Origin of the sequence: Bacillus sp. COPE52 (assembly GCF_003355115.1) — a bacterium.
Lineage (GTDB): Bacteria > Bacillota > Bacilli > Bacillales > Bacillaceae_G > Bacillus_A > Bacillus_A toyonensis.
Window position 1 is genome coordinate 4,880,461 of sequence record NZ_CP031292.1, and the last position, 12,142, is coordinate 4,892,602.

General features: G+C 34.0%; 15 protein-coding genes. 8 read left to right on the plus strand and 7 right to left on the minus strand.

The features are described 5' to 3' along the window. Nucleotides 1–59: 59 nt before the first annotated feature. Together yidC and DPQ31_RS24880 are read right to left on the minus strand one after the other, a co-directional pair. On the minus strand, nt 60–842 hold the full coding sequence (gene yidC / locus DPQ31_RS24875; RefSeq protein ID WP_000920530.1) for a membrane protein insertase YidC: 783 nt from the start codon (nt 840–842) through the stop codon (nt 60–62). Between the two features lie 28 nt (nt 843–870). Beyond that, nucleotides 871–1,155 carry a hypothetical protein gene (locus DPQ31_RS24880; RefSeq protein WP_000394928.1) on the minus strand — a complete coding sequence of 95 codons (285 nt, stop codon included), beginning with the start codon at nt 1,153–1,155 and terminating at the stop codon, nt 871–873. Between the two features lie 277 nt (nt 1,156–1,432). On the opposite strand from DPQ31_RS24880, the gene DPQ31_RS24885 reads away from it, so the two are divergent. After that, nucleotides 1,433–2,326 carry a YitT family protein gene (locus DPQ31_RS24885; RefSeq protein ID WP_000530041.1) on the plus strand — a complete coding sequence of 298 codons (894 nt, stop codon included), beginning with the start codon at nt 1,433–1,435 and terminating at the stop codon, nt 2,324–2,326. A gap of 339 nt (nt 2,327–2,665) precedes the next feature. Continuing rightward, nucleotides 2,666–3,052 (plus strand): DUF3938 domain-containing protein, encoded by a 387-nt coding sequence (locus tag DPQ31_RS24890; RefSeq protein WP_001077779.1) that lies wholly within the window; start codon nt 2,666–2,668, stop codon nt 3,050–3,052. 257 nt (nt 3,053–3,309) lie between these two features. Here the strand turns inward: DPQ31_RS24890 and DPQ31_RS24895 are convergent, their stop codons facing one another. From DPQ31_RS24895 to DPQ31_RS24910, 4 genes are all read right to left on the minus strand, one after another. Continuing rightward, entirely contained in the window at nt 3,310–3,450 is a 141-nt protein-coding gene (locus DPQ31_RS24895) for a DUF3985 family protein (RefSeq protein ID WP_208732111.1), read from the minus strand. 96 nt (nt 3,451–3,546) lie between these two features. Beyond that, nucleotides 3,547–4,599, minus strand: coding sequence for a site-2 protease family protein (locus DPQ31_RS24900; protein WP_208732112.1), 1,053 nt, complete (start codon nt 4,597–4,599; stop codon nt 3,547–3,549). A 42-nt stretch (nt 4,600–4,641) separates the two neighbouring features. Next, nucleotides 4,642–5,349: a DUF3169 family protein gene (locus DPQ31_RS24905; RefSeq protein WP_000837707.1), complete on the minus strand. Its 708-nt coding sequence runs from the start codon at nt 5,347–5,349 to the stop codon at nt 4,642–4,644. Further along, nucleotides 5,339–5,560 carry a helix-turn-helix transcriptional regulator gene (locus DPQ31_RS24910; protein WP_000776170.1) on the minus strand — a complete coding sequence of 74 codons (222 nt, stop codon included), beginning with the start codon at nt 5,558–5,560 and terminating at the stop codon, nt 5,339–5,341. The genes DPQ31_RS24905 and DPQ31_RS24910 overlap by 11 nt, the downstream gene beginning before the upstream one ends. Nucleotides 5,561–5,724: 164 nt before the next feature. On the opposite strand from DPQ31_RS24910, the gene DPQ31_RS24915 reads away from it, so the two are divergent. Then, complete coding sequence (locus DPQ31_RS24915; RefSeq protein ID WP_098053936.1) at nt 5,725–6,516, plus strand: hypothetical protein; 792 nt, start codon at nt 5,725–5,727, stop codon at nt 6,514–6,516. A 154-nt stretch (nt 6,517–6,670) separates the two neighbouring features. Here the strand turns inward: DPQ31_RS24915 and DPQ31_RS24920 are convergent, their stop codons facing one another. Continuing rightward, nucleotides 6,671–7,285, minus strand: coding sequence for a DedA family protein (locus DPQ31_RS24920; protein ID WP_000455364.1), 615 nt, complete (start codon nt 7,283–7,285; stop codon nt 6,671–6,673). Between the two features lie 414 nt (nt 7,286–7,699). Between DPQ31_RS24920 and DPQ31_RS24925 the strand changes: the two genes are divergently transcribed. From DPQ31_RS24925 to DPQ31_RS24945, 5 genes are all read left to right on the plus strand, one after another. Further along, on the plus strand, nt 7,700–8,143 hold the full coding sequence (locus DPQ31_RS24925; RefSeq protein ID WP_000388765.1) for a DUF3978 family protein: 444 nt from the start codon (nt 7,700–7,702) through the stop codon (nt 8,141–8,143). Nucleotides 8,144–8,173: 30 nt separating this feature from the next. Then, complete coding sequence (locus DPQ31_RS24930; RefSeq protein ID WP_000735064.1) at nt 8,174–8,635, plus strand: L,D-transpeptidase; 462 nt, start codon at nt 8,174–8,176, stop codon at nt 8,633–8,635. 364 nt (nt 8,636–8,999) lie between these two features. Further along, on the plus strand, nt 9,000–9,665 hold the full coding sequence (locus DPQ31_RS24935; RefSeq protein WP_000148832.1) for a response regulator transcription factor: 666 nt from the start codon (nt 9,000–9,002) through the stop codon (nt 9,663–9,665). Then, nucleotides 9,643–11,082, plus strand: coding sequence for a sensor histidine kinase (locus tag DPQ31_RS24940; RefSeq protein WP_000201947.1), 1,440 nt, complete (start codon nt 9,643–9,645; stop codon nt 11,080–11,082). The genes DPQ31_RS24935 and DPQ31_RS24940 overlap by 23 nt, the downstream gene beginning before the upstream one ends. Before the next feature lie 136 nt (nt 11,083–11,218). After that, entirely contained in the window at nt 11,219–12,121 is a 903-nt protein-coding gene (locus DPQ31_RS24945; protein WP_097957470.1) for an EamA family transporter, read from the plus strand. The last annotated feature ends 21 nt before the right edge of the window (nt 12,122–12,142 follow it).

Sequence of the window (12,142 nt, forward strand, 5' to 3'; positions counted from 1 at the left end):
TCTTAAAATTCCCTTAACGACTTAACAAAAAAACACCGCTCATCACGAGCGGCGTTGTTCTAAGCTTTTTGTAATTGTAATTCTTCACGTTCCATTATTTTTCTTAATACAATTGTTTGTGTCATTGTAAATAGGTTACCTGTAATCCAATACAGTACAAGACCTGATGGCGCCGCAAATCCCATAAATAGAATCATTGCTGGCATCATAATTTGCTGCATTTTTAGCATTTGTACTTGTTCTCCAGGTGTGATATTAGATTGGAAAACTTTCATCTGAATAAATGTCGTTAACGCTGCAATAATCGGTAATATATGATATGGATCTGCATGTCCTAAGTTCACCCATAAAAATGAAGATGTGCGAATCTCTTCTGTTCGGCTAATCGCATAATACAAAGCAGAGAAAATCGGCATTTGTATAAAAATTGGCCAACAACCAGCAAGTGGATTCCAACCACCTGATTTCATTAGTTCTGACATTTCTTTTTGATACTGCTTTTGTTTTTCAAGATCTTTGCTTACATCACCGTATTTTTTCTTTAGCTTCTGCAATTCAGGTTGCATTTTTTTCATTTTCGCTTGGCTACGGTATTGTGAAACAGCTAATGGAATCATTGCTGAACGAATAACGAGCGTCATGATAATGATCGCAATCCCGAAGCTAGCTCCAGGTATATGATGAGCAACAAATTGAATCATAAACGAGATTGGATATACAAAGTAATGATCCCAAATCCCAGTACTATGTGCATCAATTGGGGCCGCATTACTGCAACCAGATAAAACAAAAACAAGTAATAATGATAAACTAACGAGCACAGCTCGATATGATTTTAACATGTTCATTCCTCCAATGTTTCGTAATTATTTAGCGAAACATTGGTGTATACGGACCGACCTCGTCATTCTCTTCACTTGATTCTTGTCTGCGAACAGAACGAATCATTCCATATTTATAAAAAATAGAAAATAGCGTTACATTTCCTGCACTATCTTCACATGTATCAACTAACGCAAAAGCTCTTTGTTTACCGCTCGATGCTTGCTGACGCACAAAGCGAGAAACATTGGCAAGGAAGAAAACTTCTAATAAACAAAGCGCCGTTGTTACAAACGATATATATAGAATTGCATCCTGCAATAAAAATTCCATCGCTTCACATCCTTAATAAGCTCATTTTAGCACATCGGGCAAATATTCTCTATTTCCTTTTATTTTCAAAAAAAGTATTTTGCATATTTTCTCAAGAAAACAATAATTAAGAAACATTGTATTCGCTTTCTTTAGTATATTCACGCACATCAATGAATAGGCTTGATTTATTAGAAATTTATAAAATTTTTGCATTATAATAAAACTATTGCCAGTTTTTGAAAAAACCTTTATTCTCTTCTTGTAATCAAAAATGAATATGGAGATGAAACATACTATGGGTCAACTAGGAGACGCCGATTACGTTCCCGACACCGCCTTTTTATCTTTCCCAGCAGCTAAAACATTTCACTTAGAATTTATGATACAGTTGGTTGTTATTTTCATAGCTTCTATTTTGTATGCAATTTCTATGAACATGTTTTTTATCCCGCATAATATGATTAGCGGTGGATTTGCTGGTGTAGGGATGATTATCGGTTATTTAATGCATTACAATATCGGTGCACTTATCTTTTTACTAAACATTCCTCTTCTTATTTTAAGTCACTTTTACTTAGGCAAGAAGACAACCTTTTTAACAGCGTATTTTGTAGCTGTATCATCTTTAGCGATGAACATTATCCCAGTACATCAAGTTTCAGACGATATTTTACTTTCTTCTGTATTCGGTGGTGTAATTTGCGGAGCAGCTTCAGGAATCATATTCCGATTTGCTTCTTCAACAGGTGGTTTTGATGTCGTTGGATTGATTGTAGCAAAACATCGAGATATTTCGATTGGAGCAATCATCTTTGGATTCAACTTGATCTTACTTGTTGCAGCAGGATTTATTTTCGGATGGGATATTACGCTTTATACGTTAATTAGCCGGTTTGTAGTCAGCAAAGTAATTGATGCCGTGCATACAAAACATATTAAATTAACGATAATGACAGTTACAGAAAAAGGTGAGGAAATAAAAAGCGCACTATTACATCACGGCATACGCGGGGTGACAATGGTAGATGCTGTCGGCGGCTATACAAACCATAAGAAAAAAATGATTTACACTGTCGTGACTCGATATGAGTTAGGCGAAATGAAACGTATTATCCGTCAAGTGGATAACAAAGCATTCATGAACATTACTGAAACAGTTGAAATTGTCGGCCGTTTCAAACGCATATAAAAAAGCGCAAGGAACTAACATTCCTTGCGCTTTTTATTTTTTACACTTATTACAAAATCAGATAATTCTATTATTGTGTCCCTAAATGTGTTATAATGAAAACAGACTCACAAAAAAAGAGTATATAGACTTGGAAGTTTCTCATATTTTACAAACAAAAAGAAACGAGAAGTCGGGTATATTTCAGTCACCATACACGTAACGGTTTAAAAACCGATCATCTTAGTTATTCTTCACTAATCTTTTTATAAAAAGATACGTACAACTAAAATTCACTTCAATATACTATACCTACCTTTTTGACTTCCAAATCATCTTATTACATAAGGAGATGAACATATGAATCAATATATACGATATACAATAGCTGTCCTGTTTGCCATTATCGGCGGTGTGATTTGCTTCTGGACAAACACTCAGCTTGGAGAGAATATCATTTTTAATGGAATCGAAACACTTGTAAGCGCTTCAATTTTAGGCGGATACATTTATTTCCTCTTCAATCCAGAAGAAAATGCTCAAAAAACAATGTTATTAACAATGATCGGAATCGTTGGTGGATGTATTTCCTACTCAATGACAAACTATACATTACCACTGCAATTAAGCTCTGCTTTCTTCCACGGTCTATGGACTTGGTTTATCGCATTCTGCCTAGCAGATGTATTCAATCTTTTACAAGACACTGAAGAAGAAAATGGTCGTCAAATTGAAAGTAACTCGTAAGCTGGAAGAATATCTTCCGGCTTTTTTGTTTGCTATTCTTTCCTGTTCATACTCCATCACCAAAATAAAAAGAAGTTACCTCCATGGCAACTTCTTTTCCATATACCCCACTTAGTATTCACTTAAATATATCAACGATTTTTCAAATATATCGATCGTTTCTCCACTTATATCAACGATTTTTTCATTATATCGACGATTCGACACAAGATATCGATTTAACGACAATCTTCGACACTCGAAACACACAACATACCCTATCCCCCAAGCAACTTACTGCCGAACTCTACGATTAAAAAGATAATTAATAGGATCGCGAGTATCTTTAATGCTACATATGCTACTTTAAAAACAACATAAATGAGCAAGATTATCAAAACAATTGATAAAATTTCCATATTTACTTCCTCCAAGCTTTGCTCTTCTTATCTTATTTTACTCGTCCTAGGCTGTTTATGGAACGTTATAAGATGACATATAAAAAAGAGGATACCTCACCCATCGTAAGATACCCTCGCCTGTAGCTGCTCAAACCATTCTCTCTCTACTTGTAAATATCCCATTCCACTCTTCTCAGCGCTCTCCAATTCTTTATCAGCTTTCTTCATATAAGTGCGGGAAGCTTCCATATCGTCCTCTAAATATTTAATAATTCCTTGTGTACGGTAATATCCGTTTAAATCCATTTTGGTAATGGCCTTTGCATGTTCCTTTGCTTCTTGCAGAGAAAGGCTATTTATCTGATAAAGAGCTTTATATAAAAGATACCAACTATGAAAACTACTAACGAAAAATTTATTTTCCTTCGTTACAGATAGTTGAACAATTTGTTCTATATACGGTATTGCTCTTTCCATTCCCCTTTGATCAGCTCGGGCATAAAAGACGAGCATAAGTCCGCTCATTATCTCTCTTATACTTTTATCCTCTTTTAATTTTTCCTCACTAAGTTCTACTAATCTCTCATCCCAATCTTTCGGTCTTTTATAACTAAATAACTCACTCGATATTTGAATCGTATATAAATGCTGCTTAGCTTTTTCATCATCTTTAATTAAAATGAGAAATTGCATACCATCACTCAGAAGCGTTCCTTTTATCGGCACGATTGTAACTGCAAAAATCACAAAGTGGAAAACGGAAAAATATAAAAGATATTGATAATAACTCACCATATATATGTAACCTGAAGTAATACCGAATAGTAAACTCATAATTGGTCCACCTAAAGTCATCCACGCCCATTTCTTTGAAAGGTTCGGTGTCTCTATAAAAGACGGCGCTAACATCACCACGCCACCAAAGTACGCCCATAATTTATTTTCTCGAATGCGTAATTTCCCTTTTTCCTTTTGAACAGTGATAGGTCCTACTGTCATAAATTTAAAATTCAAACCACCTATCAAGCCAAATAGTACGTGCCCTAGCTCATGAATGGCTAACACTAATAATACAATTCCAAATACTGCCCATATATTCAACATTACTTCTAATTTCCCAGTTCGGATTACTCCATATAAAATGGACAAAACTAGCGCCACCGTCATTGAACTAGCTGGCCTTCTTAAAATATCCACTCTTTTCTCTCCTTAATAAATCATTTTCCTCTGCATTTCGTACATGAATTTTCCGAGATGCAATATCCAAATAAATGAGATTAAGCCAATCAATACAAAATCGATATTACTAGCCGCTGTATATATAACGGCAGCCCACCATACATATGCTAATATTGTATTCGTAAATTCATACGCTTTATATCCAGCCTCATGCACAATGTGTTTTAATCCTTCATCTGCGTTTTTCGTCCACATTTTCATAGATTCCATATATGTTACACCTTGTTCAGGATATAGCTTATTATAACGATTTTTTGTTATGAGCCCGATAATCACTACAGTAGTTAAACAGACAATAGAAGCTACTAAATTCCACACCGCAAATGAAACATTTGTATCCTGCACTAGTGCACGTCTACATGTAATAACTGCATATACAAACCATGCCTGCGTAACTATATCACCTACACGTAAATATATACTTATAATACCTAATTTTCTGCCTTGTACGCTCTCTTCTTCATCGCGTGCTTCCGCTAACATACGTGTATTCTTCCAAGTGTAGTACATCATTAAAATTCCAAAAATAGTACATACACCTATAAATAGATTAGATGATAATTTTCTCGGTTCATCCGAGAGTAAATCTAAAGCTATATAAGATGTTAAAAAACCACCCATCATACTTAATGCTATTTTTCCCACAAAATCAAATTGTTTTTTTCGTTTACTCTTCATCGTCCTCTTCCCCCTCCACTAACGTGAATATTTCCTCCACCGATACATTGAAAATTTGTGCGATTTTTAACGACAATACAATAGATGGTGCATAATCCCCACGCTCAATTAAACTAATCGTTTGCCGTGATGAGCCAATCGCTTTCCCTAAATCCCCTTGTGATAAACGATGCTTTGCTCGCAATTCCCTCACTCGATTTTGAAGCTTCATATCTTCCCTCTTTTTCATTTATTTAATTAAAATTGTAAATAATATCCTTATTTTTGTCAATTATAATTGTCATTACGACTATAATAATTGACAAAAATAAGGATGTATTATGATGAAAATAACCTATATAATGAATGTGAAATATTAAACAAAGGAAGTGACATATGAATAAAATATCTACTTTTTCCTATATTCTTACTAAGCTTACAGCGACTTTCTTATTATTATTACTTATTAGCACGCTTCTCTTAACAACTAGTCAACAAACATTATATAGTTTCTTAGCTGGATTACGAGAACTGCTATATGTTCCCTTCGTTCCTATTCTTGCTGCATATGCATTTTTTTGTTCTATTTGCATCGATAAATTGAAATTAAAAACACATACAAGACTGAAGACATTATTACTTTATATTTTTTGCGGCTATTTATTTTTTCTTCCCTTCCTAACATTTAAAGAAGCTAGTCTAATACAGTTCTTGTTCCTCGGATCAATTGGTGCAGTATGTTCTCTTTCTTTCTATTTATGTACAGTTATAGCAACAAAATTTAAGTGGCTACAATATTTCGTACCAAGCATTATGTTTATTATATTTATCACAATTAACTTAGTAGATTTAGAAAGGTTTGGAACATCAAAAGAACAATGGGTCGAAACAAAAACAGATAACTCTTTCGAAGCATCTTTTCAACATTTTAGTGGTGAACATAAAGTCCCAATTGAACTAAAACGAGGGGACATATTAGAATTCACCATTGAATCACGAGCTGAAAATTCGAATGGCTACATGGGGGACATAAAAATGGCTAGTGAATTTCAAGAGGAAGAAAATTATTTAGCTCCAGCTGGACCTAATACATACCAGTTCGCGGCAATTAAGACAGGAACTTATTACATTATAGTTAGCGGAAATCAGCTAAAAGGAAAGTTAAAAATAGATTGGAACATAAAATGAAACTTTAATCAGTGGGGGTTTTGTTCATCCCCCACTGATTATCAGCCCTGACCAATCGGACTTTTACGGGCAGCCCGACAAATAGCGGGATAAAATAAAAAAGGCAGTGCTTTTGCACTGCCTTCCTAAATTTTGACATAGAATGGATTCCATATTAACTTGCGTTTTGTAACAATACTCGTTTTAACTGTTTACGGAAACGAATGCCTAGCGTAATTGCTACGATTACGATAACTCCAAAAATGATTTTACCAATATGACCTTCTAGCACTCCAAAAATATCATGTAAGTTTCCACCTAACCAGTAACCACCGATTAAGAAGAATGATACCCAAAACAGAGCACCTGAATAAATTGTAATCGCAAAACGACGAAATGGTAGATTAATAATTCCTGCAAAGTATCCTGTAAAATGGCGTACACCAGGAATAAAGAAACCGATAAAGATTAGGAAGTACCCATACTTATCGAACCACATTCTTGTTAAGTCGATTTTTCTTTGTGTTAAAAATACGTATTTCCCATATTTTTGAACGAAAGGCATACCTAATTTATTTCCTAAAAAGTATTGAATCGTCATTCCTACACTTGTCCCAATAAAGGATAAGATAATTAAAATTGGTAAACTTAAATCACCCTTCTGTGCTAAAAATCCCGCATATGCTAATGTTGGCTCTCCCGGAAACGGAAGCGCAATATATTCTAACAGCAACCCGACAAGTACAACATAATACCCGTATTGCTGAAATAATTCATGAACCCATTCCATGTCATCTCTCCTTTCAGTCACGTACAACTTCTTACTATTATTGTATAAAAAAAATGTCGAAATAACTATCACAATAGCTTACATTTTTATTACATTTTTGTAAGGCTCACACTAAAATTTTTTGTTCTCTATTTACTTATATCTATTAGCATTTAAAAACAAGCTAACAACTATATATCACGCGAATGAAATCCATTAATATACATTTTTTATCCAATTTTTAACACTAAAAAACTATCTTATTTTGTTCTCTATAAAAAACCACCACAAACTCATACGAACTTCATATTAGCTTCATATACGTATTGTAAGATTATATCGGAATTTGTTGAAAAATTTAGCTAATATATGACTAAACATTAAATTGAATAAATATAAGTCGCTTTTCGAAATTGAAAAAAGGGTGAATAAGAAATGGAAGCTTATAAAATGCACGATTTTATTAATACGAATGTTGAATCTCATCAAAATGAAACCGTTTTTAATTTACAAATATGTGAAACAAATGAATTTGACGTAAGTTTAACAAAATCTACTACGCTGTCTTTTATCGTTTCAAAAAAGAACATTAAGATTGTCACTAGAAAATGGGTGAATTCAAATCCAGAAAGCATGATTGGCAAAAGCTACATCATTCCAACGAAAGCTTTTCACTATTTCTTACCAATTATTTCTGAAACTGAAGATGAACTAAATATTCAAGTTCAAAGTTTTGGACTACATGGTGAGCTTTTATTAAATGAAAGATTACTTATTGATAAAAACAACAAATGCAATCCAAAGATTACTACCTTCTTTGAAACATTAGATGAAAATGTCAATCAAGCATTACGAGGATTACAAATTCACTGTATGTAAGACTACTACAAGAAGTAAAAGGAGAATATCATGAAAAAATTATTATTAAGTGCGCTATTATCATTAGGATTTTTAACTCTTCCATTCACTACTGCAGAAGCAGCTACAACGAAAGATCAGCTTATCGTAAACACACAACTAAATAAAATGGATTATTATCAAAATGGAAAATTCATAAAAAGTTTCACTGTCGCTACTGGAAAAGCAGCAACACCAACACCTAAGGGTACTTTTCAAATTGTAAATAAAATTAAAAACCGTCCTTACTATACAGGAAAAATTAAAGGCGGCGATCCACGTAATCCACTTGGGGACCGCTGGCTCGGATTAAATATGGCAGGAACTTACGGAACAACGTATGCGATTCATGGAACTAACAATAATCAAGCAATCGGGAAAGCAACAACACTTGGTTGTATTCGTATGTTTAACAATGATATTCACTGGTTATTTGAGCGCATTCAGCAGCAAGCTACTGTCACTGTAAATTAACCTAAGAACAAGATTTACGTGTAGCCAAGAATTTTATGTCTTGGCTTATTTTATTTATTCATTTACAGTAGCAAAACAACTGTATTTACATATATAATAAAAATAGATTGCGTTCAACATCATCGTAACATTGATAAACATGGATATTAAAATTATACAGTTATAATATTTTATAAATTTTACAATACATACTATAATAGAACTACTGTAATTCTGAAATATTCAGTGACACTAAACAATCCCCCTTGCTACTTTCATTACTATTTTATAGCGGGGGCTTATTATATGTATAAACAATCTGAGTCATCCGAAAAATGATGAATTCGAATATTGCAGTAAAAAGCGTTATTTAGGAGGTGTTACTATGACGCATATACTGGTGATTGAAGACAACCCAGATATACAAGAACTTATTCGTGAATTTCTAATGGCACAAAACTTTACTGTTGATGTAGTTGGTGCTGGTACAGAAGGCATTCTTCTTTTCCAAAAAAATTCATACGACCTTGTCCTCCTCGATGTAATGTTACCAGATATAGATGGCTATAGTATTTGTAAAATTATGCGAGGACAATCTGATGTACCAATCATTATGCTAACAGGCTTACATAATGAAGAAAGTGAAATTAAAGGATTTGAGTTAGGTATTGATGACTATATTACAAAACCGTTCCATTACACCGTATTTATAAAACGTGTAGAAGCTGTATTAAGAAGAGCAGCAACGAAGGAAGCAGAAGCTGCAACTATACTACAATTCCATGAATTGATGTTAAATTCTACAGCATATGCCGCTTATGTTCATGGTAATCAAATTGAATTGACTACAAAAGAATTTGAAATTATATATACTTTACTGCAAAATCGGGGAAAAGTACTATCAAGAAGTGATTTGTTGAATAAGGTATGGGGCTATGAACATTATGGTGATGTGAGAGTAATAGATACACATATTAAAAACTTACGAAAAAAATTAGAAATTCCTTATATTAAAACGGTGAAAGGCATTGGCTACAAAATCGAATCGTAGCAAAGACAACATCACCAAAAATATATTCATCAAAACCTTATTATTTTGTATTTTGTTATCACTTTGTCTTTATCAAATTATTTATTTTCTAGCCTCAAATTACGATAAAGATCGTTTGAGAGCGTCTGGAACGCAAACTGCGGAACAAGCGGAATCAGACAAACAAAACGACCAAAGTAAAACAAAGCAAAATAAAGCTGTGTCAGAGAGTAGCATCTCTAATTTTCAATCTTCTCAAATAGACATGAATACACTCTCTACAGCCATCAATCATCTTTTGCAGCCTAGCCAAACTGCAAAAGCAAAAGAACATGCACAAAATATTCCGGGGAAAAGTAACACAACGTCTTCACTTACAGAAGCGGAAAAGCAAGTTACTAACAATGATGCCTTACATACACAAAATGCAGCAAGTAAAACAAATGATACACATGATAATCCATCGTTAACAGATGTGTTGCAGCAATTAGCTCCACATATTGGGGCGACAATGCTTGCATTATCTCTGCTAGGATCTTTAATCTACGCAAAAATAATCGCCAAACCTTTCCAATATATGAGCGATGCTTTAAAAGATATTATGAATCTTGATTTCTCAGATAAAAAGCTACTTAACAAAAATACAGATCAAACAGATTTTAATTTGCAAGTAGCTGCCTCACAAGTACCTACTATTGTGAAAAATTTACATGAAAGCAATCAAGATTTAAGAAATGAAATCAAGAAGGAACAACAATTAGAACAATCTCGTAAAGAATTTATGTCTATGATATCCCATGAATTAAAAACACCAATCGCAGCCGTTATGGGACAACTCGATGGCATGATTCACGGAATTGGCGCTTATAAAGATAGAGATAAATATTTAAAACGTTCATATGAGATGATGCAAGATATTAACATATTAACGGAAAAGGTATCAGAATTATCCAAAATACAAAACCCTCAATTTAAACCCAATTTAAAAGTTATCTCATTGACTAATATTATTGAGGACGTTATAAAGAAAGTAGATTATTTTGTATCTGTAAAACAATTAAATGTTCAGTCTAACATTAAACAAGATGTACAAATTTTAGCTGATCCTAAATTTATGCAAACTGCTATTTTTAACATTATTTCCAACGCAATTCATTATACAATTGACCATCAGCATGTATATATAAAGCTTTATGAAAAGCCAAACGGTTACGCATTAGAAGTATTAAATACAGGTTCTCAAATTGATGAAGATAAACTTGCCCATTTATTTGAGCCATTCTATCGCGCAAATCCTGACAAACATGGCTTAGTACAAGGTAGTGGTCTTGGGTTATATATTGTAAAACAAATATTAGATAAACATCAGTTTCCTTATGGGATACAAAACACACCTCAAGGTGTAAAATGCTCCATTGTATTCCCAAAGGCAATGTAAAACCTATTGTAATTTCATACCCCAAATTCATACTTCGTATGAATGGCGGAATTTTGTAGAGTATGTTACTCTGTTTCGTTCGCCCGTTGTCCTTATTTGGATAGCGGGCGTTTTTTATTTTAAAAGGAGGATTTTTATGGAGAAGTTTAAGTATTCACTACTCGTTTTACTCGGTGCTTGTAGCTATGGCGTGCTTTCAACTATTTTCAAACTCGGATTTATTAACGGATTTTCAGCACATCAACTATTAGGGGGACAATATGTCTTCGGATGGATTGGACTACTTCTGCTCGTTCTTTTCTTTTCACGCCATAAAGTAACAAAAAAGCAATTCTTGTCCTTACTAACAGTCGGCACAACAATGAGTATGACTGGTATTTTCTATGCTATTTCTGTAGAAGAACTGCCAGCATCTATCGCTGTCGTTCTACTCTTCCAGTTCACATGGATCGGAGTAGTCATCGAGGCTATTGCAAATCGAACGTTTCCAAGCCGTGAAAAAGTTATATCTATCATCATTTTATTCACTGGTACGTTGTTTGCTGGCGGTGTCTTTGAAGGGCTAGGAGAAGATTTTTCTACGAAAGGTATTATCTTTGGACTATTAGCTGCTGTCTCTTTTTCATTCTATGTTTTTGCAAGTGGACGCGTTGCTACAGATGTTCCACCTTATACGAAAAGCTTTCTCATGACAACAAGTGCTACCCTTATCGTCTGCCTATTCTTCCCGCCAACCTTTTTAACAGATGGTGCCCTGCAAGCCGGTCTATGGAAATATGCTTTCTTCCTCGGATTATTCGGCGTTGTCGTACCTGTCATTTGTTTTTCAATTGGCGTACCGAAAGTCGGAATAGGACTTGGTACAATATTAGGTGCAGCTGAATTACCAACGGCCATTATCGCTTCTATAACACTTGTACATGAAGTTGTAACGCTTATGCAGTGGATTGGAATTATATTTATATTGTTTGGTATTTTCACTCCTCAGCTCCTTACGTATAGAAAAGAAAACAAACATAATCGTGTGCATAGTGCATAAGAAAAGACCTTTCATTTACTT